This window comes from Streptomyces sp. HP-A2021 (assembly GCF_022807935.1).
In the GTDB taxonomy this organism is placed as follows: Bacteria; Actinomycetota; Actinomycetes; order Streptomycetales; family Streptomycetaceae; genus Streptomyces; species Streptomyces afghaniensis.
The window spans coordinates 7,609,336-7,632,500 of record NZ_CP094344.1 but is presented as its reverse complement, the minus strand read 5'-3'; the positions used below and the strand labels follow the sequence as shown (position 1 = coordinate 7,632,500).

25 protein-coding genes (1 of these 25 running past the window's edge) are annotated in these 23,165 nt (G+C 71.1%); 10 read left to right on the top strand and 15 right to left on the bottom strand.

All coding sequences use genetic code 11. The annotated features are described in order from the left end of the window. Nucleotides 1–266: the 5' portion of a DNA-3-methyladenine glycosylase gene (locus tag MQE23_RS34505; RefSeq protein ID WP_243381169.1), read on the bottom strand. 385 nt of this gene lie to the left of the window's left edge; only the first 266 of its 651 coding nucleotides appear in the window; its start codon is at nt 264–266; the stop codon falls past the left edge of the window. Between the two features lie 145 nt (nt 267–411). Between MQE23_RS34505 and MQE23_RS34500 the strand changes: the two genes are divergently transcribed. The 3 genes from MQE23_RS34500 to MQE23_RS34490 all read left to right on the top strand — a co-directional run bounded on the left by MQE23_RS34500 (nt 412) and on the right by MQE23_RS34490 (nt 2,502). After that, nucleotides 412–1,194, top strand: a complete 783-nt coding sequence (locus MQE23_RS34500; protein ID WP_020272304.1) for a sporulation protein — start codon at nt 412–414, stop codon at nt 1,192–1,194. A gap of 52 nt (nt 1,195–1,246) precedes the next feature. Next, nucleotides 1,247–1,786 (top strand): YbhB/YbcL family Raf kinase inhibitor-like protein, encoded by a 540-nt coding sequence (locus MQE23_RS34495; RefSeq protein WP_020272305.1) that lies wholly within the window; start codon nt 1,247–1,249, stop codon nt 1,784–1,786. A 209-nt stretch (nt 1,787–1,995) separates the two neighbouring features. After that, complete coding sequence (locus MQE23_RS34490) at nt 1,996–2,502, top strand: HNH endonuclease (RefSeq protein ID WP_010037688.1); 507 nt, start codon at nt 1,996–1,998, stop codon at nt 2,500–2,502. A 62-nt stretch (nt 2,503–2,564) separates the two neighbouring features. On the opposite strand, the gene MQE23_RS34485 is transcribed toward MQE23_RS34490, so the two are convergent. The 3 genes from MQE23_RS34485 to MQE23_RS34475 all read right to left on the bottom strand — a co-directional run bounded on the left by MQE23_RS34485 (nt 2,565) and on the right by MQE23_RS34475 (nt 4,980). Then, nucleotides 2,565–3,524 carry an SPFH domain-containing protein gene (locus tag MQE23_RS34485; protein ID WP_020272307.1) on the bottom strand — a complete coding sequence of 320 codons (960 nt, stop codon included), beginning with the start codon at nt 3,522–3,524 and terminating at the stop codon, nt 2,565–2,567. Between the two features lie 131 nt (nt 3,525–3,655). Further along, nucleotides 3,656–4,087 (bottom strand): NfeD family protein, encoded by a 432-nt coding sequence (locus MQE23_RS34480; RefSeq protein ID WP_020272308.1) that lies wholly within the window; start codon nt 4,085–4,087, stop codon nt 3,656–3,658. 95 nt (nt 4,088–4,182) lie between these two features. Continuing rightward, nucleotides 4,183–4,980 carry an ABC transporter ATP-binding protein gene (locus MQE23_RS34475; protein WP_020272309.1) on the bottom strand — a complete coding sequence of 266 codons (798 nt, stop codon included), beginning with the start codon at nt 4,978–4,980 and terminating at the stop codon, nt 4,183–4,185. A 161-nt stretch (nt 4,981–5,141) separates the two neighbouring features. Between MQE23_RS34475 and MQE23_RS34470 the strand changes: the two genes are divergently transcribed. Beyond that, nucleotides 5,142–5,927, top strand: a complete 786-nt coding sequence (locus MQE23_RS34470) for a hypothetical protein (protein ID WP_082319847.1) — start codon at nt 5,142–5,144, stop codon at nt 5,925–5,927. A gap of 210 nt (nt 5,928–6,137) precedes the next feature. Here the strand turns inward: MQE23_RS34470 and MQE23_RS34465 are convergent, their stop codons facing one another. The 3 genes from MQE23_RS34465 to MQE23_RS34455 form a co-directional block, all read right to left on the bottom strand. Then, on the bottom strand, nt 6,138–6,380 hold the full coding sequence (locus tag MQE23_RS34465; protein ID WP_020272311.1) for a chaplin: 243 nt from the start codon (nt 6,378–6,380) through the stop codon (nt 6,138–6,140). A gap of 156 nt (nt 6,381–6,536) precedes the next feature. Continuing rightward, nucleotides 6,537–7,178 carry a response regulator transcription factor gene (locus MQE23_RS34460; protein WP_037668875.1) on the bottom strand — a complete coding sequence of 214 codons (642 nt, stop codon included), beginning with the start codon at nt 7,176–7,178 and terminating at the stop codon, nt 6,537–6,539. Next, entirely contained in the window at nt 7,171–8,316 is a 1,146-nt protein-coding gene (locus MQE23_RS34455) for a GAF domain-containing sensor histidine kinase (RefSeq protein WP_037668878.1), read from the bottom strand. The genes MQE23_RS34460 and MQE23_RS34455 overlap by 8 nt, the downstream gene beginning before the upstream one ends. Before the next feature lie 236 nt (nt 8,317–8,552). On the opposite strand from MQE23_RS34455, the gene MQE23_RS34450 reads away from it, so the two are divergent. The 3 genes from MQE23_RS34450 to MQE23_RS34440 all read left to right on the top strand — a co-directional run bounded on the left by MQE23_RS34450 (nt 8,553) and on the right by MQE23_RS34440 (nt 11,381). Continuing rightward, complete coding sequence (locus MQE23_RS34450; RefSeq protein WP_243381167.1) at nt 8,553–9,251, top strand: SDR family oxidoreductase; 699 nt, start codon at nt 8,553–8,555, stop codon at nt 9,249–9,251. Continuing rightward, nucleotides 9,248–10,291, top strand: a complete 1,044-nt coding sequence (locus MQE23_RS34445; protein WP_243381165.1) for an S-adenosylmethionine:tRNA ribosyltransferase-isomerase — start codon at nt 9,248–9,250, stop codon at nt 10,289–10,291. The genes MQE23_RS34450 and MQE23_RS34445 overlap by 4 nt, the downstream gene beginning before the upstream one ends. Before the next feature lie 364 nt (nt 10,292–10,655). Continuing rightward, nucleotides 10,656–11,381 (top strand): transglycosylase SLT domain-containing protein, encoded by a 726-nt coding sequence (locus MQE23_RS34440; RefSeq protein ID WP_020272317.1) that lies wholly within the window; start codon nt 10,656–10,658, stop codon nt 11,379–11,381. 92 nt (nt 11,382–11,473) lie between these two features. Here MQE23_RS34440 and MQE23_RS34435 read toward each other — a convergent pair whose 3' ends face one another. After that, a complete protein-coding gene (locus tag MQE23_RS34435; RefSeq protein WP_020272318.1) occupies nt 11,474–14,017 on the bottom strand; it encodes an FHA domain-containing protein in 2,544 nt (847 codons plus the stop codon). Nucleotides 14,018–14,258: 241 nt separating this feature from the next. On the opposite strand from MQE23_RS34435, the gene MQE23_RS34430 reads away from it, so the two are divergent. Together MQE23_RS34430 and serB are read left to right on the top strand one after the other, a co-directional pair. Next, complete coding sequence (locus tag MQE23_RS34430; RefSeq protein ID WP_243381164.1) at nt 14,259–16,175, top strand: streptophobe family protein; 1,917 nt, start codon at nt 14,259–14,261, stop codon at nt 16,173–16,175. A 138-nt stretch (nt 16,176–16,313) separates the two neighbouring features. Next, the gene (gene serB, locus MQE23_RS34425; protein ID WP_020274144.1) at nt 16,314–17,528 is read left to right on the top strand and encodes a phosphoserine phosphatase SerB; all 1,215 of its coding nucleotides are present in this window, start codon (nt 16,314–16,316) and stop codon (nt 17,526–17,528) included. Between the two features lie 57 nt (nt 17,529–17,585). On the opposite strand, the gene MQE23_RS34420 is transcribed toward serB, so the two are convergent. The 4 genes from MQE23_RS34420 to MQE23_RS34410 all read right to left on the bottom strand — a co-directional run bounded on the left by MQE23_RS34420 (nt 17,586) and on the right by MQE23_RS34410 (nt 20,169). Then, the gene (locus tag MQE23_RS34420; protein WP_037670591.1) at nt 17,586–18,104 is read right to left on the bottom strand and encodes a histidine phosphatase family protein; all 519 of its coding nucleotides are present in this window, start codon (nt 18,102–18,104) and stop codon (nt 17,586–17,588) included. Nucleotides 18,105–18,170: 66 nt separating this feature from the next. Continuing rightward, nucleotides 18,171–18,377: a hypothetical protein gene (locus MQE23_RS34415; protein WP_243381163.1), complete on the bottom strand. Its 207-nt coding sequence runs from the start codon at nt 18,375–18,377 to the stop codon at nt 18,171–18,173. A 167-nt stretch (nt 18,378–18,544) separates the two neighbouring features. Next, entirely contained in the window at nt 18,545–18,661 is a 117-nt protein-coding gene (locus MQE23_RS43550) for an SGM_5486 family transporter-associated protein (protein ID WP_086012488.1), read from the bottom strand. Nucleotides 18,662–18,729: 68 nt separating this feature from the next. After that, complete coding sequence (locus tag MQE23_RS34410; RefSeq protein ID WP_243381162.1) at nt 18,730–20,169, bottom strand: CynX/NimT family MFS transporter; 1,440 nt, start codon at nt 20,167–20,169, stop codon at nt 18,730–18,732. Between the two features lie 79 nt (nt 20,170–20,248). On the opposite strand from MQE23_RS34410, the gene MQE23_RS34405 reads away from it, so the two are divergent. After that, complete coding sequence (locus MQE23_RS34405) at nt 20,249–20,941, top strand: FadR/GntR family transcriptional regulator (protein WP_243381161.1); 693 nt, start codon at nt 20,249–20,251, stop codon at nt 20,939–20,941. Here MQE23_RS34405 and MQE23_RS34400 read toward each other — a convergent pair. From MQE23_RS34400 to fabG, 3 genes are all read right to left on the bottom strand, one after another. Beyond that, entirely contained in the window at nt 20,919–21,269 is a 351-nt protein-coding gene (locus MQE23_RS34400) for a hypothetical protein (RefSeq protein WP_037670587.1), read from the bottom strand. The two genes, MQE23_RS34405 and MQE23_RS34400, sit on opposite strands and share 23 nt — an antisense overlap. Nucleotides 21,270–21,429: 160 nt before the next feature. Then, nucleotides 21,430–22,197 (bottom strand): enoyl-ACP reductase FabI, encoded by a 768-nt coding sequence (gene fabI / locus MQE23_RS34395; protein WP_010037733.1) that lies wholly within the window; start codon nt 22,195–22,197, stop codon nt 21,430–21,432. 5 nt (nt 22,198–22,202) lie between these two features. After that, the gene (gene fabG, locus MQE23_RS34390) at nt 22,203–22,922 is read right to left on the bottom strand and encodes a 3-oxoacyl-[acyl-carrier-protein] reductase (protein WP_020274135.1); all 720 of its coding nucleotides are present in this window, start codon (nt 22,920–22,922) and stop codon (nt 22,203–22,205) included. Nucleotides 22,923–23,165: the final 243 nt, after the last annotated feature.

Here is a 23,165-nt window from a genome sequence, read left to right as displayed (position 1 = left end):
CAGAACCACATGCCGTAGGTGAAGTAGACGTAGACATGCCCGGGGGGACCGAACATCACGCCGTTGCGGGCCGTGCGGCCGCGATAGGCGTGGGAGCCGGGGTCGTCGGCACCGTCGTAGGCCTCTACCTCTGTGAGGCGGAGGGCGATCGGACCGTCCGGGGTGGTGCGTACCAGGATGCGGCCGAGGAGGTCGGGGGCGACATCGAGGACGGGCCGGTCGAAGAACTCCCTGGGCAGGGGCGTACGGTCGGGGGTCGCGATCATGCCGTCCGAGGGTACTGGAGACGGGTGGTGCGGCGGGGTGGCCTCAGGGCGCCGGCCTTGCCAGGGTGAGGGCGTGGAACCGGCCACGGCCGGATCGCGTTTGTACTGATCAGGGATTCACCCGTAGTGGGCGAGAGGGAGAGACATGGCGTTCAAGAAGCTGCTCGCGAGCCTGGGGGCCGGCGGGGCTTCGGTCGAGACGGTGCTGCACGAGGTCAACGTCGTCCCGGGCGGTGTCGTCCAGGGTGAGGTGCGGATCCAGGGCGGGTCCGTGAACCAGCAGATCGAGGGGCTCTCGGTCGGGCTCCAGGCCAAGGTCGAGGTGGAGAGCGGCGACCAGGAGTACAAGCAGGACATCGAGTTCACGAAGTCCCGGCTGGGCGGGGCGTTCGAGCTTCAGGCGAACGCGGTGCACGCGGTGCAGTTCGGGCTGGAGATCCCGTGGGAGACGCCGATCACGACGATCGACGGGCAGGAGCTGCGCTCGATGCACATCGGGGTCTCCACGGAGCTGGAGATCGCGCGGGCGGTGGACTCCGGTGACCTTGACCCGATCAAGGTGCACCCGCTGCCGGCGCAGAAGGCGATCCTGGACGCCTTCATCCAGCTGGGCTTCCGCTTCAAGAACGCGGACATGGAGCGCGGGGTCATTCGGGGTACGCGGCAGAAGCTGCCGTTCTACCAGGAGATCGAGTTCTACCCGCCGCAGCAGTACCGGGGGCTGAACCAGGTCGAGCTGAGCTTCGTGGCCGACGCGAACGCCATGGACGTGGTGCTCGAGATGGACAAGAAGCCGGGTCTGTTCAGCGAGGGCAGCGACACCTTCCGGTCCTTCCAGGTGGGTCTCAACGACTACCAGGGGACCGACTGGACGGCGTACCTCAACCAGTGGCTCTCCGAGGTGGGCAGCAAGCGCAACTGGTTCTAGGAGAGGCCCTAGGCTCGGGGTCAACTGCAAGAACCGATCAGGAGGTACCGAGGTGACCGAGCTCAAGCGGCGGCCGCTCCCCCACGACTTCCATCCGCCCGTGCCGTCGTTCACGGTGACGAGCGAGGACGTCCAGGAGGGTGCGACGCTCAAGGACGCTCAGGTCCACGCGGCCGGCAACACCTCGCCGCAGCTGCGGTGGGAGGGCTTCCCGCCTGAGACCAAGAGCTTCGCCGTGACCTGCTACGACCCCGATGCCCCGACGGGCAGCGGGTTCTGGCACTGGGTGCTGTTCGACATCCCGGCGTCGGTGACCGAGCTGCCGGCGGGTGCGGGCAGCGGGAAGTTCGAGGGGCTGCCCGAGGGTGCGATCCACGCTCGTAACGACTACGGCAGCAAGGAGTTCGGCGGTGCCGCGCCGCCGCCCGGGGACGGGCCGCACCGGTACGTGTTCACGGTGTACGCCGTGGATCAGGAGAAGCTCGGTCCGGACGCGGAGGCTTCGCCTGCCGTCGTGGGCTTCAACCTGCGGTTCCACACGATCGGGCGGGCTCAGTTGATCGGTGAGTACGAGGTGCCCGCCGAGGGCTGACGAGCCGCCCTGCGATCCCGGCGTTCACGGAACGTTTGCCCGCTCCTGGTCTTGGAATTGATCAGGAGCGGGCATTTTTGTTGCCGGGGGCCGCGGGGGTCACCCCCTGTGGGAGCAGCAGATATTGCGTTGTCCATCTCGGCGTGCCCGGCCAGAGTTGATCCCAGCCCGCCAGGGGGTGGGCCGGTGCACACGGGAGGTGGGCTGGTATGCGGGACACGCTGGTACTCAACGCGAGCTTCGAGCCGCTGTCGACGGTGACGCTGAACCGAGCCGTCGTTCTGGTGCTTCAGGACAAGGCCGTCGTCGAGCAGGCCCACCCCGAGCTGCGGATGCGGGGAGCCGCGGTCGACATACCGGCGCCCCGGGTGATCCGGCTCTGCCAGTACGTACGGGTGCCCTTCCGAAGACGAGCGCCGTGGTCGAGGCGGGGTGTGCTGGTCCGGGACCGGCACCGGTGCGCGTACTGCGGGAGGCGGGCGACGACCGTCGACCATGTGGTGCCGCGGTCGCAGGGCGGTCAGGACACCTGGCTGAACACGGTGGCCTCGTGCGCGCAGGACAACCACCGCAAGGCGAACCGGACTCCGGAGGAGGCGGGGATGCCGCTGCTGCGGCAGCCGTTCGAGCCGACTCCGGCTGACGCGATGCTGCTGGCGCTGGGGCAGGACGACTTCGACGCGCTGCCGGAGTGGCTGGCCCAGCCGGCTGCCTAGCGCTCCCATACGACCGGGGGCCCGTTTCCTGGGAAGCGGGCCCCCGGTCGTATGCGTGCCGGTCAGTCGATGGACGGCTTCTCGCGGCGTTCCTGGGCGGGGACGTGGCCTCCGGACGCGCCTCCGTTGCCGCCGGAACCTCCGCCGAGGCCGCCGAAGTTGCCCATGGCGCCGGAGAGGCCCTTGAGGGCGTCGCCGATTTCGCTGGGGACGATCCAGAGCTTGTTGGCGTCGCCTTCGGCGATCTTCGGGAGCATCTGGAGGTACTGGTAGGAGAGCAGCTTCTGGTCCGGGTCGCCGGCGTGGATGGCTTCGAAGACCGTACGGACGGCCTGGGCCTCGCCCTCGGCGCGCAGGGCGGCTGCCTTGGCCTCACCTTCGGCGCGCAGGATCTGGGACTGCTTCTCACCTTCGGCGCGCAGGATCTCGGACTGCCGGACACCTTCGGCCTGGAGGATCGCGGCGCGCTTGTCTCGGTCGGCGCGCATCTGCTTCTCCATCGAGTCCTGGATGGAGGTGGGCGGCTCGATCGCCTTGAGTTCGACGCGGTTGACGCGGATGCCCCACTTGCCGGTGGCCTCGTCGAGGACGCCACGCAGGGCCGCGTTGATCTCCTCGCGGGAGGTCAGGGTCCGCTCCAGGTCCATGCCACCGATGATGTTGCGGAGCGTGGTGACGGTGAGCTGCTCGATCGCCTGGATGTAGCTGGCGACTTCGTACGTCGCGGCGCGGGCGTCGGTCACCTGGTAGTAGATGACCGTGTCGATGTTGACCACCAGGTTGTCCTGGGTGATCACCGGCTGCGGCGGGAAGGGCACGACCTGTTCACGCAGGTCGATGCGGTTGCGGATGGTGTCGATGAACGGGACGACGATGTTGAGGCCGGCGTTCAGCGTCCGCGTGTAGCGGCCGAAGCGCTCGACGATGGCCGCGCTGGCCTGTGGGATGACTTGGATCGTCTTGATCAGGGCGATGAAGACCAACACCACCAGAATGATCAGGACGATGATGACCGGTTCCATCGTCGTTCCCCGTACCCTTCTCCGCCTCGGCGACTTCGGCAGATCTCATGGTTGTCGAAGATCTTGCTGGTCGAGTCTGTCAGACCGTCACGTAGCTGGCGAGGAGTTCACTCCAGTTACGTCCTGCGAGGTCACATGACGATCGCAGTGGCTCCCTCGATGTCCACGACGTCCACTTCCTGGCCTACTTCGTAGGCGCGGTCGGTGTCGAGGGCGCGGGCCGACCAGACCTCTCCGGCCAGCTTGATCCGGCCGCCGGAGGCGTCGACGCGTTCCAGGACGACGGCTTGTCTGCCTTTCAACGCGTCCACACCGGTGGCGAGTTGGGGCCGCTGGGCGCGATGCCGGTTCGCGATGGGCCGTACGACGGCGATGCCCGCGGTCGAGATGACGGCGAAGACGACGACCTGGGCGACGGCTCCGCCGCCGAAGAGGCCGTTGACCACCGCGGCGCCGATGGCGCCCACCGCGAGCATGCCGAGTTCCGGCATCGCGGTGACCACGAGCGCGATGCCGAGCGCTGTCGCGCCGATCAGCCACCACAGCCATGCGTCGATTTCCACATGGTCATGGTAGGTCCGACGGCCCTGTCACCGACAGGGCGCCCAGCGTGTGAAATGCCGTTCTTACTTTGGGATTTGCAGGGCGAGGGGCACGGTCAGGACAGCGGGAGGCCCTGGGCCGTCCAGCGCTCGCCCGCCTGTTCGACGACGAGCGGGAGGCCGAAGCAGAGGGAGAGGTTGCGGGAGGTGAGCTCGAGCTCCATCGGACCGGCGGCGAGGACCTTGCCCTGGCGGATCATGAGGACGTGCGTGAAGCCCGGGGGGATCTCCTCGACGTGGTGGGTGACCATGAGCATCGAGGGGGCGATCGGGTCGCGGGCGAGGCGGCCGAGGCGGCGGACGAGGTCCTCGCGGCCGCCGAGGTCGAGGCCGGCGGCGGGCTCGTCGAGGAGCAGCAGCTCGGGGTCGGTCATCAGGGCACGGGCGATGAGGGTGCGCTTGCGCTCGCCCTCCGAGAGCGTGCCGAACTTGCGCTCCAGGTACTCGCTCATGCCGAGGCGGTCGAGGAAGGCGCGGGCGCGCTGTTCGTCGATCTCCTCGTAGTCCTCGTGCCAGGTGGCGGTCATGCCGTACGCGGCGGTCAGCACCGTCTCCAGGACCGTCTGGCGCTTGGGAAGCTTGTCGGCCATGGCGATGCCGGCCATGCCGATGCGCGGGCGCAGCTCGAAGACGTCGGTGCCGGGCCTGCCGAGGGTCTCGCCGAGGATGGCGGCGGTGCCCGAGCTGGGGAAGAGGTAGGTGGAAGCGAGGTTGAGGAGGGTGGTCTTGCCGGCGCCGTTCGGGCCCAGGATGACCCAGCGCTCGCCCTCCTTGACCGACCAGGAGACCTGGTCCACCAGAGCCCGGCCCTCGCGGACCACGGATACGTCCTGAAGCTCCAGAACATCGCTCATGAGCGCGTTGTCTCCCCTTGCAGTGTGGCCGGTCTCGGCTGTCGCGTAAGCCTGTGGCTCGGTCCGCCGCGCCGGTGGGCGCAGCCCTCCATGAAATCTACGCCACCGGTCGGCCCGGACATTCCCTCGGTCCGGTCCTTGGAGGGTCCTAGGGTGGGGACATGCTCACGGAACCACGCGCTGGACGTCTCGCTGCATGGGGAAATGCACTTTTGGCCGGACTTGTCTCACCGGATGACGCCGTGCTCGCCATCGTCGGCGAGGACGCGGTGCATCGGGTGGAGGGGCTGCCGGGAGAATCTGGCCAGGTCGGGCTGACGCTCGCGCTGGGGCGGCTGCGCAGGCTCGGGGTGACCGGGCTGCGGGTGGCACTGCCCGCGCCGGGGCATCCGCTGGGGCTGAGCGGGCCGCCGGAGTTCAACGCGCGGGCGCTGGAGGCCGAGGAGGCGGTGGTCTGTTACGGGGCCGCCTTGGGGTTGGTGCCGGACGTGTACGACGCCGGGCCCGAGGGTGTCCAGGTCGAAGTGGTGTGGCACGTGCTGCCCGTGCGGGAGGCGCCGCCTGCGGATGTGCCGTCGCTGGGTGAGGCCGAGCGGGAGCTCGCTGAGGCTCTCCGGGAGGCGACCGAGGTACTGACGCGGCTGGATGTGGCCGGGTCGGGGCCGGTGGCGGAGGCGGCGGTCGACGCGTATCGGGCTCGGGCCGAGCGGGGGCGGGAGGTGCTGGCGCCGGGGTATCCGTCGCGGGCGGTGCGGGTGCTGGAGTTGGCGCAGCGGGTGGGGACGCTCATCGTTGTGGCGACGGAGAGTGGGCACGGCGGTGCGGTGAGTTCGTCCGAGATGTCTGCGCGGCGGGAGGCGTTGCGGCCGGTGGAGCGGACGGCTCGGCGGGCGCAGGTCGCGGCGTACAACTCCGTTGTGGAGGAGCGGGAGCGGGGGGTGCGGTGACTGTCGTTGGTGAAGCTGCTCGGTGTTGCCGCTGAGGGCGGGTGGGTGTGCAGCCCGGCGTTGCGGGGTGCCGCTGCGCCCACCCGTGCCGCTCCAGCGGCACGACTGCCCGCAGCCAGGTCGGCACGACTGCCGCAGGCCAAGCGGACGGCCTCCCAGGCAGACCTGGGAGGCCGGTGGCACCTCCGGCTCGGAGACGGAGGTGGGGCGTCAGTGGTTGACGGCGAGGTTGCCGAAGGCCGGGTTCAGCGCGCCCACGACGTTCACGCTGTTGCCGGAGACGTTGACCGGGACGTGCACCGGGGCCTGGACGACGTTGCCCGAGCCGACGCCCGGGGAGCCCACGGCCTGGCCGTCGGCGTGCGCGCTGGTGGCGGAGGCGATGCCCGCGCCCGCGGCCAGCAGGCCACCGGTCACCATCGTCACGGCAGCGGCCTTCTTCAGGTTCTTCACTTCTGAGCCCTCCTTGCGATTGCCGCGGCAGGCGCCGCAGCACGCACTGGAGAACGGCGGAGCTCCACCGAGGTTGCGCCATGTGAGGGACGTTCCCACGACAGTATGAATCTCGGTCTGGAATGGAACCCTCCGTGTTGCCGTGGGATGAGCGTGTCAGCCGGTCACGCCATGGCGAACGGCCCACAGGGCGGCCTGGGTCCGGTCGGACAGGTCGAGTTTCATCAGGATGTTCGAGACGTGGGTCTTGACGGTCTTCTCGGAGAGGACGAGCGCGCGGGCGATCTCCCGGTTGGAGCGGCCGTCCGCTATCAGGCCGAGCACCTCGCGCTCCCGGTCCGTGAGCGAACCGGCACGTCCCGGGCCCGAGTTGGCCTCCTCCTGGGACAGCAGGGCGTCGGCGACCTCCGGCTGGAGGAGGATGTGCCCGGCGTGGACGGAGCGGATGGCTCCGGCGAGGGCGTCGGGGTCGACGTCCTTGTAGACGTAGCCGGCGGCGCCCGCGCGCAGGGCCGGGACCACCGTGCGCTGCTCGGTGAAGCTGGTGACGATCAGCACGCGCGCGGGGTTGTCCAGTTCGCGGAGTCTGCGCAGGGCGTCGACGCCGTCCATGCCCGGCATCTTGACGTCCATGAGGATGACATCGGGCCGCAGCTCCTCCGCGCGGTCGACCCCCTCGGCGCCGTCCGCCGCCTCGCCGACGACCTCGATGTCGTCCTGCACCTCGAGGAACGTGCGCAGGCCCCGGCGGACGACCTGGTGGTCGTCGACGAGCAGCACCTTGATTGCGTCAGCCACCGGGGACCTCCATCTCGATCGTGGTGCCCTTGCCGGGCGCCGATTCCACGGTCAGCGTGCCGCCGGCTCCGCTCGCCCGGTCCCGCATCGAGACCAGGCCCAGATGGCGTCCTGCGCGGCGGACCGCCTGCGGGTCGAAGCCGCTGCCGTCGTCCGTGACGCGCAGGACGGCTCCGCTGCCGCGGCGGTCCAGGGTGACGTCCACGTGGTCGGCGCCGGAGTGGCGCAGGGCGTTGTGCAGGGCCTCCTGGGCGACGCGCAGGACGGCCTCCTCCTGGGAGGCGGGCAGGGCCTTCACACCGCGGCCGGCGAAGGTGACGCGGGCGGAGTGGGCGCGGTCGAGCACCTGGATCTGCGTCCGGAGGGTGGCCACGAGACCGTCCTCGTCGAGGGCGGCGGGGCGCAACTCGACGACGGCGGCGCGCAGTTCGTCGGCGGCCTCGGCGGCGAGGGCCGCCACCTGCTGGAGTTCGCCCTTGGCGCGGGAGGGGTCCCGGTCCACGAGGCGGGCCGCTGCCTGGGCGGTCAGGCGGAGGGAGAAGAGCTTCTGGCTGACCGCGTCGTGCAGTTCGTGGGCGAGGCGGGAGCGTTCCTCGGCGATGGTGAGTTCGCGGCTGCGTTCGTAGAGCCGGGCGTTGGTGAGGGCTATCGCCGCGTGCTGGGCGAGGATGCCGAGCAGTTCCTCGTCGTCCTGTGTGAAGCCGCAGCTGCCTTCGGGCTTCGGACAGTTCTTGTTGGCCAGGAACAGCGCGCCGATGACCTCGTCGCCGTCGCGGATGGGCAGGCCCAGGAAGTCGACCAGGTCGGGGTGGGCGCTCGGCCAGCCCTCGAAGCGGGGGTCCTTGCGGACGTCGGCGAGGCGCTCGGCCCTGGCCTCGTGGAGCATCGCGGCGAGGATGCCGTGCTGGCGCGGGAGCGGGCCGATGGCCTTCCACTGTTCCTCGCTGACGCCGTCCACCACGAACTGGGCGAAGCCGCCGTGGTCGTCCGGGACGCCGAGCGCGGCGTACTGCGCGTCGAGCAGTTCGCGGGCCGAGGCGACGATCGTCTTGAGGACGTCGCGCACCTCGAGGTGCCTGCTCATGGCCAGCAACGCGGAGCTCACCGCGGTGAGGCCGGACCGGGGACCGTGACTCATGTCCTCACGGTACCGGCGGGCTGTGACATCGCGGATCGGACCGGTGGGGGCGGGCGCCCGGTCCGGTGGGCCTAGGTCGCGGGGCCGATGCGGCCGGGCGGCGCGGCGTAGGACCGGGGGCGCCGGGCCGGTGGCGTAGGGCGAAGGGACCCGGTGGGGTGGGGCTCGCGTCCGAGGCGGTCCGGGTGTCTCCGTTCCTAGGTTGAGGGCACACGATCACAGCGAGGGAGCGGATCATGCCGGTTGCGATCATCACCGGGGCCTCGAAGGGTCTGGGCCGGGCGCTCGCGGAGGCCCTGGCCGGGCGGGGCTGGGATCTGGTGCTCGACGCCAGGGGCACCGAGGCCCTGACGGACGCGGCCGGGGCCGTCTCGACGCACGGCACGCGCGTGACCGCCCTGCCCGGGGACGTCACGGACGCCGCGCACCGTGCGGCGCTGGTGGCGGCGGCGTGGCGGCTCGGCGGCGTCGACCTGCTGGTGCACAACGCGAGCGCGCTGGGCGCCGAGCCTCTGGTGCGGCTGGAGGAGCTGCCCCTGGTGGGGCTGCGGCGGGCGCTGGAGGTGAACGTGGTGGCGGGTCTCGGCCTGGTCCAGGAGGCGCTGCCGCTGCTGCGGGCCTCGCGGGCCGGCGCCGTCGTGGCGGTCACGTCGGACGCGGCCGCCGAGGCGTACGAGACCTGGGGCGGCTACGGGGCGTCCAAGGCGGCCCTGGACCAGCTGATGGCGGTGCTCGCCGTGGAGGAGCCGGGGCTGCGGGTCTGGGCGGTGGATCCCGGTGACATGGCCACGGACCTGTACGCGGCGGCCGTACCGGACGATCATGATCCGCGGCCGGAGCCGGCGGTTGTGGTGCCGGGGTTCCTGCGGCTGCTGGAGGAGCGGCCCGCGAGTGGGCGGTACGGGGCTCCGGATCTGGTGGACGGGGTCCGATGACACTGGCCGTGCGCATACCGGAGGAGCTGTCGGCCCGGGTGCCGGTCGAGCAGCGGGAGTCCGGGCTGGACCGGGACGCCGTGCGGATGCTGGTGTCCCGGGGCGTTGAGGTGGCGCATCACACGTTCCCGGAGCTGCCGCGGCTGTTGCGGGCCGGGGATCTGCTCGTGGTCAACACGTCGGCCACGCTGGCGGCGGCCGTGGACGGGTGGATCGGGCACGCGCGCGTGGTGGTGCATTTCTCCACGCGGGGGGACGACGGCCGCTGGGCGGTGGAACTGCGGGAGCCCGACGGGCGGGGCACCACGCGCGCGCGTGCGGGTGGGCCCGCGGGTACGGGGGTGTGCCTGCCGGGAGGTGGGTGGCTGGTTCTGGAGGAGCCGCTGAGCGGGCGGAGCCGACGGCTGTGGTGGGCGCGGGTCGCCGGGCCGGGGGTGCCGGGGCTGCTGCGGGAGCACGGGCGGCCCATTCGCTACTCGTACACGGAGCGCGACCAGCCGTTGTCCGTCTACCAGACGGTGTTCGCGCTGCCGTCGGAGGACGGGGCGGGCAGTGCGGAGATGCCGAGTGCGGCGCGGCCCTTCACGGGGCGGCTGGTGGCTGAGCTGGTGAGCCGGGGCGTGCAGTTCGCGCCGGTCACGCTGCATACGGGGGTGGCATCGGCGGAGGCGCACGAGCCGCCGTATCCGGAGCGCTTCGCCGTGTCCGAGACCTCCGCGCGGCTGATCAACGCCGTGCGAGCCGGTGGAGGCCGGATCGTGGCGGTCGGGACGACGGCCGTGCGGGCCGTGGAGTCGGCGGCGGGGGCCGACGGGGTGGTACGGCCGCGGTCGGGGTGGACCGATCTCGTGGTGACTCCCGAACGCGGGGTGCTTGTGGTGGACGGGCTGCTGACCGGGCTGCACGAGCCGGAGGCCTCGCATCTGCTGATGCTGGAGGCGGTCGCGGGGCGGGAGGCGATCCGACGCGGGTACGAGGCGGCGGTGCGGGGCCGCTACCTGTGGCACGAGTTCGGGGACGTGCACCTCGTCCTGCCGTAGCAGGAGCTGCCCGGGCCGTGGCGAACCCTCACAGAGAGCATCGCTTGTGCAACCAGCGGTGAGACCGCCCCTCGCCTGGTGTGAGCCCGCGCATAGGACCCACGTCACGTACGAAAGTGCATAGGAGACAAAGCCCCACCTATTGAGCGGCGCAGACGGTCCAGTCTGCCCCGATTTGCCCCTCCCTGATCCACTATTGGGCATCGTACGTCACACCTTTGCCACGCCATTTTGCGGCCGCTAAGAATTGCTGGCGTCGCTCAGCGCCGTGGGTTCACCTCCGCGGCGTTCGTGTCGGAAACACACCGAGTCCAACGCCGGACGCCGAGCGACTCCCGCGCTATTCGAAGAGGTCCACAGCAGCATGCCCAAGAACATCTTCAGCCGTGTTCAGAGTCGTAGCCTGACCCGTCACCACAAGATCGCCATGGCGGGTGTCGCCACCCTCGGCGCCGCCGCCATCGGCTTCTCCGCGGTGCCGAGCGGCGCGTCGACCAAGACCACGACCGAGGCCGCTCAGCCGGCTGCGGTGGCGTTCAGCACCGAGCAGATCAAGGACGTCAAGGCGAGCGTCACCGACCAGATGGCCGGTGCCAGCCTGAAGGCGGAGCAGATCGCGGCGAAGAAGAAGGCCGACGCCGCGGCCGCCGCCAAGAAGAAGGCCGCCGCCGAGGCCGCGAAGAAGAAGGCCGAGGCCGCGCGCAAGGCCAAGGAGGCCGCGAGCCGGGACGCCAAGCGCGCCCAGGTCAAGAAGGCCGCCAAGAGCTACCCGAACAACCTCGACGGCTGGATCCGCGAGTCGCTCGACGTCATGAAGAAGCACGGGATTCCCGGCTCCTACGACGGCATCAAGCGCAACATCATCCGAGAGTCCTCGGGTAACCCGAAGGCGATCAACAACTGGGACATCAACGCCATCAACGGCATCCCGTCGAAGGGCCTGCTCCAGGTCATCCCGCCCACCTTCAAGCACTGGCACGTCCCCGGCACTTCCTGGGACATCTACGACCCGGTAGCCAACATCACCGCCGCCTGCAACTACGCGGCCGACAAGTACGGCTCGATGGACAACGTCAACAGCGCGTACTGAGGCTGGCGCGGACCTCTGCTTCGCTGAACTGAACGCCGAAGGGCGGCACCCTCCTGACGGGGTGCCGCCCTTCGGGCGCGGTGGAGCGGGGACTACTTGCGCATGACCTCGGGCTCGTGGCGGCGCAGGAAGCGGGCCACGAAGAAGCCGCAGATCACGCCGAGGACGAGGAGCGCGCCCATGTCCATGGCCCAGGCCCCGACCGTGTGCTCCCACAGCGGGTCGGTGTCGCCGGCCGTCTCGGGCGGGCTGATCTTGTTGAAGTCCAGCGTGGCACCGGAGGCGGCGACCGCCCAGCGCGACGGCATCAGGAACGAGAACTGGTTGACGCCGATCGAGCCGTGCAGGGTGAACAGGCAGCCCGTGAAGACGACCTGGATGATGGCGAACATCACCAGCAGCGGCATGGTCTTCTCGGCGGTCTTGACCAGCGAGGAGATGATCAGGCCGAACATCATCGAGGTGAAGCCCAGGGCCATGATCGGCACGGACAGCTCCAGCAGCGTGGCGCTGCCGAAGACCAGGCCCTCCTCGGGGATCTCCCGGCTGGAGAAGCCGATGACGCCGACCAGCAGGCCCTGCAGGACGGTGATCATGCCGAGCACGAACACCTTCGACATCAGGTACGCCGAACGCGACAGGCCGGTCGCGCGCTCCCGCTCGTAGATGACCCGTTCCTTGATCAGCTCGCGGACCGAGTTCGCCGCGCCCGCGAAGCAGGCGCCGACCGCGAGGATCAGCAGGACCGTGGTGGCCGTGCCGTTCGGGATGATCCGGCCGGTCTGCGGGTTGGCCGGGTTGGGCAGCAGGCCCTTGTCCGCGTCGATGAGCAGGCTCACCGCGCCGAGCACGGCCGGCAGGATCACCATCAGGGCCAGGAAGCCCTTGTCAGACGCGATCACCGAGACGTACCGCCGGACGAGCGTGACGAACTGGGACATCCAGCCCTGCGGCTTCGGCGGCTTCATCGCCTGCATCGGCGGAACCTGTACGGACTGCGGCGCTACGGCGTCGATGTCCGCGGCGTACATCTGGTAGTGCTGCGAGCCCTTCCAGCGGCCCGCCCAGTCGTAGTCGCGGTAGTTCTCGAAGGCGGAGAAGACATCGGCCCAGGTGTCGTAGCCGAAGAAGTTCAGCGCCTCCTCGGGCGGGCCGAAGTAGGCGACCGAGCCGCCCGGCGCCATCACCAGCAGCTTGTCGCAGATCGCCAGCTCCGCCACCGAGTGGGTGACGACGAGGACCGTACGGCCGTCGTCGGCCAGGCCGCGCAGCAGCTGCATGACATCGCGGTCCATGCCCGGGTCGAGGCCGGAGGTCGGCTCGTCCAGGAAGATCAGCGACGGCTTGGTGAGCAGCTCCAGGGCCACGGAGACGCGCTTGCGCTGGCCGCCGGACAGGGACGTGACCTTCTTGTCCTTGTGGATGTCCAGCTTCAGCTCGCGCAGCACCTCGTCGATACGGGCGTCGCGCTCGGCGGCCGTGGTGTCGGCCGGGAAGCGGAGCTTGGCCGCGTACTTGAGGGCCTTCTTGACGGTCAGCTCCTTGTGCAGGATGTCGTCCTGCGGGACCAGACCGATGCGCTGGCGCAGCTCGGCGAACTGCTTGTAGAGGTTCCGGTTGTCGTAGAGGACCTCGCCCTGGTCGGCCGGGCGGTAGCCGGTGAGCGCCTTGAGCAGGGTGGACTTGCCGGACCCGGACGGGCCGATGACCGCGATCAGCGACTTCTCCGGGACGCCGAAGGAGACGTCCTTGAGGATCTGCTTGCCGCCGTCGACGGTGACGGTCAGGTGGCGCGCGGAGAAGGACACCTCACCGGTGTCGACGAACTCCTCCAGCCGGTCGCCGACGATCCGGAACGTCGAGTGGCCGACGCCGACGACGTCGGCCGGGCCGAGCAGTTGCGTGCCGCCCTTGGGGATCGGCTGGCCGTTGACGTACGTGCCGTTGTGCGAGCCCAGGTCGCGGATCTCCATGCGCCCGTCGGGCGTCGAGTGGAACTCCGCGTGGTTCCGGGAGACCTGGAGGTCGGAGACGACCAGCTCGTTCTCCAGGGCACGGCCGATGCGCATCACGCGGCCGAGGGAGAACTGGTGGAACGTGGTCGGGCTGCGGTCGCCGTAGACCGGCGGCGCCCCCGCGACGCCGCCGGGGCCCTGCTGCTGCGGGATGTGCGCCGCGTGCTGCTGCGGCTGCTGCCAGCCGGCCTGGGCCTGCTGCTGCGGGGCCTGGGGCTGCTGATGGGGTGCCTGCTGGTGCGGCGCCTGCTGGGCCCAGCCGGGGTTCGCGCCCTGTGCGGCGTACGGCTGCTGCTGGGGCTGGGCCTGCGGCGTGGCGACGGAGGCGGCGGCACCGGAGAAGTCCAGGCGCGGGCCGTCGGTCGCGTTGCCGAGGTTTACCGCCGAGCCCGGGCCGAGCTCCAACTGATGGATCCGCTGCCCCTGTACGAAGGTGCCGTTGGTGCTGCCATGGTCCTCGATGACCCAAGTGCGGCCGTTGAAGCTGACCGTGGCGTGACGCCAGGAGACCCTGGCGTCGTCGAAGACGACGTCCCCCTGCGGATCACGTCCGAGGGTGTATGCCCTGGACGGATCGAGCGTCCAGGTACGTCCGTTTGATTCCAGTACGAGTTCCGGCACTCCATGCCCCACTGAGTTGTCCCCCGAGTTACCCCCGACATGGGGAGTCTAGGGATGTCGAACATCGGGGGGAACTATTTCAGTAGCGGCCGCCTGACCGAAAGTCGGGCCTTGTGAAGACCGCGTTCGGACGCATCAGCCGTTTCCGTTGACGGGGTTGAAAACGGACCGGAGAGTGGTATTTCGACGCGAGGGGGACAGGCGCGGTGTTCCCGCCGCGTAGCGGATCGGGGGGTCTGCCATGGGTGCCGGTACAGATGCGGAGACGGCGAGGAGCGGCGCGCGCGTGCCGTGGGGGGACGTGCTGATGTCCGCCGTGGCCGCCGTGAGCTGGGCGTTGATCGGAATGGCGGGTACGGCTGCGCTGGGTCTGCGGCTGCTGGAGGCGGACACGGCGGGCTCGTTGGGGCCGATGACCGCGGCGGTGGTGGCCCTTGGGGCGGGTGGTTCGGTCACACCGTCCGGTGATGTGTCGGCGTTCGGTCTCACGGGCGCGGAGGCGGACACCGCCATCGAGATCACGCCACTGGGGGTGAGTCTGGTCGGGGCGGTGCTGCTGTCGTACTTCTTCCTACGGTCCTTGCGGGCGGCGGGAGTTGTGATATCGCCGGCCGAACTCCTCGCGCGTGCGGGCGCGGTGGTCGCGCTGTTCGTGGCGATGCTGGGCGGGCTGGCCTGGGCGGGGCACGATGTCATCACGATCGACGGCGGCGCGCTGGGCCTGGACGACCTGACGGGCGGGGGCGGTGGAGACGGCCTGGAGATTCCCGGGTTGGGGGACATCGGCGGGTTGCTGCCGGACCGGATCGGCGACCTGGTCGACGCGCGGGCGGCGGTCGGGTTCACGGTCGACACCGCTCCCACGCTGCTCGGCGGGCTCGGCTGGTCGGCCGGGATCCTCGTCATCGCCCTGCTGGCCTCGCGGCGTACGCCGCTGCCGCGGGGCTGGGAGGCCGTGCACCGGGTCGTACGGCCCGCCGTTTCCGCGGTGGTGACCGTGCTGCTGGTGGCGGTGGCGGCGGGGCTCGCGGCGGCGGCGTACGCGGCGGCCGGTGACGACCATCCCCGGCGCATCGCCGGCGCGGCGCTGCTCGGGGCGCCGAACGGGGTGTGGCTGGGCGTCCCGATCGGCCTGCTCGTGCCGTGGGACGGCCGGGCGACGGGTGAACTGGCCCGTCTCCTGCCGGACCCCCTGGACGACCTGCTCGCGGTCCGCTCCGACCAGCCGGTGACGCTGGGGCGGCTGGCCGAGCTGGACGGGCGGGTGTGGCTGCTGGGAGTGGCGGCGGCGCTGATGATGCTGCTGGCGGGGGTGTTGGCGGCGGCGCGGACACCGGTGCCTGGTCCGGCGGACGTACGGGGTTCGGGGGCCCTCGGTTTCGCGGGGCGGTGTGCGCTGCGGCTGGGGGTCGTGACCGCGCCGGCCCTGCCGCTGCTCGCCTGGCTGACGGACGTGTCCGTGACCGCCTCCCTGTCCGTGCTCGGCTTCGACGCGTTCGGCGCGGGCATCGAACTGCACGGCCACCTCGGCATGTCCCTGCTGCTGGGCGCGGTGTGGGGTGCGGGGGCCGGGGCGGTGGGGGCGCTGCTCGCGTGGGCGAGCGGGGCCGCGGGGCGGTCGGCTACGGCTTTGGCCCGGGGGGAGGAGGCGGCCGGACCAGGGGCGAGCAGGGGGCAGACCGGGTACGACGCCGGTGCCGGGCATGCGGCGGGGCCCGGGGCCGGGACGGAGCCGGCCGAGTACGACGCCGGCGCCGGGCGGTCGGAGGGCTGGAGCGCGGCCGGCGCCGGGCGGGCGTCGTCGTACGGGGAGGAGGCCGGGCCCTACGCGCCGGGAGTGCCGTACCGGCCGCCGAACCCGGCCACCAATCCGTACCTCCGGGTGCCGGACGAACTGCGAGAACCGGAGGACGCGCGGCCACGCCCCGGCGAACCCAGGGCACCTCACGAACCACGGTCGGGCAGTGACCCGGCTGCTCACCGGGACGGGGACGTGTACGGCGCGCCCACCGTGGCGCGGCCGGTCGGGCCGCCGCCGCGTGGGCCCCGGCAGCCGCCCGGGCCGAAGGGTGGGAACCGTCCGCCGGCCCGGCCGGACGACGGGCCACCGCCTCCGCCGCCTCCCCCGCCGCCGCGGAAGCCGCGTGGGGGGAAGTAGGCCCCTTGGGGACGGAAGCAGGCCCCCGGGGACGGGGGACGCAAGGTCCGCGCCACCCGTGCGTCACCCAGTGTTCGCTGTCCGCCAGGCGGACCTCACGGGCGGTGCGACCTGCCTGCCGGATACGGTGGAACCACCATGAGCGCTTCGCAGACCTCGTCCTCCGACGTCCCCACCCTCCTTGTCAAGATCTTCGGCAAGGACAGTCCGGGCATCACGGCCGGCCTCTTCGACACCCTCGCCGCCTACTCCGTCGACGTCGTCGACATCGAGCAGGTCGTCACCCGTGGCCGAATGGTGCTGTGCGCGCTCGTGACCGAGCCGCCCAAGGGGCTCGAGGGCGATCTGCGGGCGACCGTCCACAGCTGGGCCGAGTCGATGAAGATGCAGGCGGAGATCATCTCCGGCCTCGGCGACAACCGGCCGCGCGGGCTGGGCCGCTCCCTGGTGACCGTGCTCGGGCATCCGCTCACCGCGGAGGCCACTGCGGCGATCGCCGCACGGATCACGAAGACCGGTGGCAACATCGACCGTATCTTCCGGCTCGCCAAGTACCCCGTGACCGCGGTCGAGTTCGCCGTTTCCGGCGTGGAGACCGAGCCGCTGCGGACCGCCCTGGCGCCCGACGCGGCGAAGCTCGGCATCGACGTGGCGGTCGTCGCCGCGGGTCTGTACCGGCGCGCACAGCGCCTGGTCGTCATGGACGTCGACTCGACGCTCATCCAGGACGAGGTCATCGAGCTGTTCGCCGCGCACGCCGGCTGCGAGGACAAGGTCGCCGAGGTGACGGCGGCCGCGATGCGCGGCGAGCTGGACTTCGAGCAGTCCCTGCACGCGCGCGTGGCGCTGCTGGAGGGGCTCGACGCCTCGGTCGTGGACAAGGTACGCAGCGAGGTGCGGCTGACGCCGGGCGCCCGCACCCTGATCCGCACACTGAAGCGGCTCGGCTACCAAGTCGGCGTCGTCTCCGGCGGTTTCACCCAGGTCACCGACGACCTGAAGGAGCGGCTCGGGCTGGACTTCGCCCACGCCAACACGCTGGAGATCGTCGACGGGAAGCTGACGGGCAAGGTCACGGGCGAGATCGTCGACCGTGCCGGCAAGGCCCGGCTGCTGCGCAGGTTCGCCGCCGAGGCGGGTGTGCCGCTGTCGCAGACCGTGGCGATCGGTGACGGTGCCAACGACCTGGACATGCTGAACGCGGCCGGTCTCGGCGTCGCCTTCAACGCCAAGCCGGTGGTGCGCCAGGCCGCGCACACCGCGGTGAACTTCCCCTTCCTTGACACCGTGCTGTACCTGCTGGGCATCACGCGCGAAGAGGTCGAGGCGGCGGACACCCTCGACGCGGTCTGAACCGGCCGAGCGGGGCCCGGCACCGCACGGTGCCGGGCCCCGCTCACGCGGAGTCGGTCACTCGGTCGGTGCCCAGTAGTCCCCCAGCGTGGCCACGCCCGGCTCCAGGCTCTTCCACGAGCCGGTGAAGGACAGCAGGGCGAAGGCGGCGGCCGGGAATCCACGGCGGGTCATCCGGTCGCGGGCGTCGCCCTCGGCCGTGCCCGCCAGGATGTCGGCGAGGCCCTGGACGCCCGGGTTGTGGCCGATCAGGAGAAGGTTCTGCGCGTCGTCGGGGGTCTCGTTGAGCACGGCGATCAGTTCGCCGGGTGAGGCCTCGTAGATCCGCTCCTCGTAGACGGTTTTCGGCCGCTGTGGGAACTCCTGGACGGCGAGCTTCCAGGTCTCCCGGGTCCGGACCGCGGTGGAGCACAGGGCCAAGTCGAAGGCGATGCCGGTGTCGGCCAGCCTGCGCCCGGCCTCCGCCGCTTCTTTTCGGCCCCGGTCGGCGAGCGGACGCTCGTGATCGCTCACCTGTGGCCAGTCGGCTTTCGCATGGCGGAAGAGGACAATCCTGCGGGGTTCTGCGACGCTCATGAGATCCAGCTTCGCACGAAACAGGCCACGGGGCGCAGGGAGTTGACCACCGGCTTTCCGCCGTGCTCAGCGGGCTGTCAGCTGCTGGACGCGCTCGACGAGGTGGGTGATCACCGGGTCGCCGGTGGCCGCCTGGGCGTCGGACGGGTTCAGGATCAGCACGAGCAGCGCGACGAAGGCGAGCGTGGGCAGGGCGAGCGCCCACCAGGGCAGCCGGCTGCCGACGCCGGCCCGGGTCGCCGGATGGGGCCGGGTGTGCGTAGGAGCCGACATGGGTGCCTCCGCTCTTCGAATGGTCCGTGGCCCGCGTCTCGCGGTCACACGTCGAAGTTACGGAATCCGAGGCGGCCGACCCATCCGGTGATCCACCCACTTGACCCTGACCCTCACCCCCTAGGGGACAGGGGGGCTAGCCCCACCATGGGCGGGGCGAGGGCCGGTCATGGCGAGGCGATGGTCGCGATGACGCCGATGATGATGAAGATCGCGAAGAAGGCGCCGAACACGAGCAGCATCTTCTTCTGACCGTGCTGGGGATTCGGGTCGAGCACTGGCATGGGGCAAGTCTCGCACCCGCCGCGGAGACCGGGCGCCCCGGGGTGAGATCAACGGCTCCGCGGCGGGCTCAGCGGCCCGCCTCGTCCTCCACCGTACGGTCCCGGCCCGCCAGGTAGCCGACCGCCATCTGCGGGATCATCAGGGCGCTCATCAGCGCGATCGGCAGGCCCCAGCCGCCGCTGTGCTGGTAGAGGACGCCCACCAGGAGCGGCCCCGGGATGGAGATCAGGTAGCCGGTGCTCTGCGCGAACGCCGACAGCTGGGCCACGCCCGGGCCGCTCCTGGCTCGCATGCCGACCATGGTGAGCGCGAGCGGGAAGGCACAGTTGGCGACGCCGAGCAGCACGGCCCAGGCCCAGGCGCCGCCCGCCGGCGCGAGGTACAGCCCGGCGTAGCCGGCGAGGCCGCAGACGCCCAGGGCGAGCACGATCGGGCCCTGGTGCGGCAGCCGCGTCGCCAGGCGCGGTATGACGAAGGCCAGGGGTACGCCCATCACCATGGTGACCGCGAGCAGCAGCCCCGCGGTGCCCGCGGGCACGCCGGCGTCCCGGAAGATCTGCGCCATCCAGCCCATGGTGATGTAGGCGGCGGTCGCCTGGAGCCCGAAGAAGACGGCCAGGGCCCAGGCGGTGCGGCTCCGGGTGATCCGCAGCCGCGGAGCCTCTTCGCGCGCGGGTGTCGTCGAAGCGGAGGCAGAGGTCTCCTCGCGCGCGTGTCCCGTCGAGGCAGGGGCAGAGGTTTCCTTGCGCCCGGGTTGCGTCCCGTCGGAGGCCGGCGTCTCCGCCACGGCACCCCCGGCAGACGCGGGCCCGTCTCCGCCCCGCTCCCCCGCCCCGGGCGCCGCCGCACGCCCCCGTACGAACGGCAGCCACGGCAGGACCGCCGCCACGGCCAGTCCCGCCCACAGGGCGAGGCCCGACTGCCAGCTGCCGCCCAGGGTGTCGGTCAGGGGCACCGTGACCGCGGCCGCGAGGGCCGTGCCCAGGGCGAGCGCCATGGAGTACAGGCCGGTCATGGAGCCGACGCGGTCGGGGAACCAGTGCTTGACGATGACCGGCATCAGCACGTTGCTGACAGCGATGCCCATGAGGGCGAGGGCGCTGGCGGCCAGGAAGCCGGCCGTGCCGCCGGCGTACGGCCGGATCGCCAGGCCGGTGGCGATGGCGGCCATGCCGGCGCACACCACGGCGCCGGCTCCGAAGCGGCGGGCGAGCCGCGGGGCCATGACGCCGAAGACGGCGAAGCACAGCGGCGGCACGGAGGTGAGCAGTCCGGCCACGCTGCCGCTCATGCCGAGCCCGTCGCGGACCTCCTCCAGAAGGGCGCCGAGGCTGGTGATGGCGGGGCGGAGGTTCAGCGCGGACAGCACGATGCCGAGGACGAGCAGCCGCATCGTCCACGCGCGCGTGGAGGAGCCGCCGGGTTCCCGGGCCTCGTGCGCGGCCGAGCTGCGTACGGTCGGGGGCGTCATCGTCCGGGTTTCCTCACTAGCCATGAGGCCCATCATAGAATCATAGGATGATTGACTGTCCAGTCCGTCCCGTCCCCGGCTGCCCTCCGGCGCCCCGGTCGTGCGAAGGTGTGCCATGCCCCTGAGCCATCCCCGACGCTCGGCGCTCTCCGAGCAGGTCATCGCCGCCCTGCGGGCCCAGATCACCTCCGGCGAGTGGCCGGTCGGCTCCCGCATCCCGACCGAGCCCGAACTGGTCGAGCAGCTGGGTGTCGCCCGCAACACCGTCCGCGAGGCCGTCCGCGCCCTGTCGCACAACGGCCTGCTGGACATCCGCCAGGGCTCCGGCACGTATGTCGTGGCGACGAGTGAGCTGGCCGGGGTGATGCAGCGGCGGTTCGCCGGCGCCGACCCCCGGCACATCGCCGAGCTGCGGTCCACGCTGGAGTCGGCCGCGGCCAGGCTGGCCGCCGAGCGGCGTACGGAGAAGGACCTCAAGCAGCTCGACGCGCTGCTGCTGCGGCGTGAGGAGGCCTGGGAGTCGGGTGACGCGGAGGCGTTCGTGACGGCGGACGCGACCTTCCACCTGGCCGTGGTGTCGGCCTCCCACAACGACGTGATGACCGCCATGTACGCGGACCTGGGCGAGGTGCTGCGGGACTGGCTGCGCGAGGACGTCGGCGAGGAGCTGACGCCGGAGACGTACATGGAGCACGCGCGGCTGCTCGACGCGATCCGCACGGGCGACGCGGAGCAGGCGGCGGCGGAAGCCGCCCGCTATCCGTTCCAGTGCCGCCTGGGCGGGATCAGCTCGCCCGCCGGTGACTGATCCACACGTCGCCGACTTCCTTCCAGCAGCGTCCCGTCAGCCGCACGGTCTGCGCGGGCCCGGCCTCCACCGGGGAGCTGTCGGTGTCGATGTCCCACCAGCGGGCGCACTCGACGTGCAGGCTCACGCGGTCGGCCTCGGGGTACGGGTTGTGGCAGTACACGGTCACCTTGGAGCCGGTGACGCGGGTCCGGCAGGCGGCGCCGAAGGGGTCGGCCGACTCCGGCTCGCCGGCGGGCACGCGCGCGTGGGGAACCGCCTCGTACGCCAGGGTCAGGACGAGGGCGACGGCGAGGGACAGTGAGGCCGTTCGGCGGGACAAGCGCACAAGGGGACCTCCTCGGCCGTGCTGGGGAGGGGATCGCGTGGTGACGCGTACTCCAGGGTGCCCGGCTGTGCGCCTCCCCCGCCCGGCCGGATGAGCCGAACGGGTGACGCCCCGCTCCCCGCGCGCTGCGGGAAACGGGGCGCCGACGGCGTACGGGAGATCAGGCTCCGATGGCGTGCAGACCGCCGTCCACGTGGATGATCTCGCCGGTGGTCTTCGGGAACCAGTCGCTCAGCAGGGCGACGATGCCGCGGCCGGCCGGCTCGGGATCCTTCAGGTCCCACTCCAGCGGGGAGCGCGAGTCCCACACGGAGGCCAGCTCGCCGAAGCCAGGGATGGACTTCGCGGCCATGGAACCGATCGGGCCCGCCGAGATCAGGTTGCAGCGGATGTTCTGCTTGCCCAGGTCACGGGCCATGTAGCGGCTGGTCGCCTCCAGGGCGGCCTTGGCCGGGCCCATCCAGTCGTACTGCGGCCAGGCGTACTGCGCGTCGAAGGTCAGACCCACGACGGAGCCGCCGTTCTGCATCAGCGGCAGGCAGGCCATGGTGAGCGACTTCAGGGAGTACGCCGAGACGTGCATGGCCGTGGCGACCGACTCGAACGGCGTGTTGAGGAAGTTGCCGCCCAGGGCGTCCTGCGGGGCGAAGCCGATGGAGTGGACGACGCCGTCGAGGCCGCCGAGCTCCTCGCCGACGATGTCGGCCAGGCGCCCGAGGTGCTCGTCGTTCGTCACGTCGAGCTCGATGACCTTGGTGGGCTTGGGCAGCTTCCGGGCGATCCGCTCGGTCAGCGTGGGCCGCGGGAACGCGGTCAGGATGATCTCGGCGCCCTGCTCCTGGGCCAGCTTGGCGGCGTGGAAGGCGATGGAGGACTCCATCAGCACACCGGTGATCAGGACGCGCTTGCCCTCGAGAATTCCGCTCATGGTGATCAGTGACCCATTCCCAGTCCGCCGTCAACGGGGATGACGGCTCCAGTGATGTACGAGGCGTCGTCCGAGGCGAGGAACCGCACCGTCGCGGCGATCTCCTCCGGCTGCGCGTACCGGCCGAGCGGGACCTGCTTCACGATGCCGGCGCGCTGCTCGTCGGAGAGCACCGCGGTCATGTCGGTCTCGACGAAGCCGGGCGCGACGACGTTGAAGGTGATGTTGCGCGAGCCCAGCTCACGGGCGAGGGAGCGCGCGAAGCCGACGAGGCCGGCCTTGGAGGCGGCGTAGTTGGCCTGTCCCGCGGAACCGAGCAGCCCGACGACCGAGGAGATGAGGACGACGCGGCCCTTCTTGGCGCGCAGCATGCCGCGGTTGGCGCGCTTGACGACGCGGAAGGTGCCGGTGAGGTTGGTGTCGATGACCGAGGTGAAGTCCTCCTCGGACATGCGCATCAGGAGCTGGTCCTTGGTGACGCCGGCGTTGGCGACCAGGACCTCGACGGGGCCGTGGGCCTCCTCGATCTCCTTGTAGGCCTGCTCCACCTGCTCGGCGTCGGTGATGTCGCACTTGACGGCGAGGCAGCCCAATTCTGTCAGGGCCGCCGGGGGCTCACCCGAGCGGTACGTGATGGCGACCTTGTCGCCGGCATCGGCGAAAGCGCGGGCGATGGCGAGGCCGATGCCCCGGTTGCCTCCGGTGACGAGAACCGAGCGGCTCAACGGATCACCCTTTCGGTAGCGGTCTGGTACCCCGCCCGGGCGCCTGGACGACAGGCGGCGATGACAGGCGGCTTCTCCGAAAACCTATCGGTCCGGGCAGGCCCGCGGACAATCGGGCACCGACAGTGGCGTACGGGACTCACTGTCGGGTCCCTACAGAAACCCGCGCACCCGGGTCGGGAAACTCGTGGCCCGCGCACGGGCCGAGACGACATGATCGGAGCAGTCACGAAGTACGGCGAC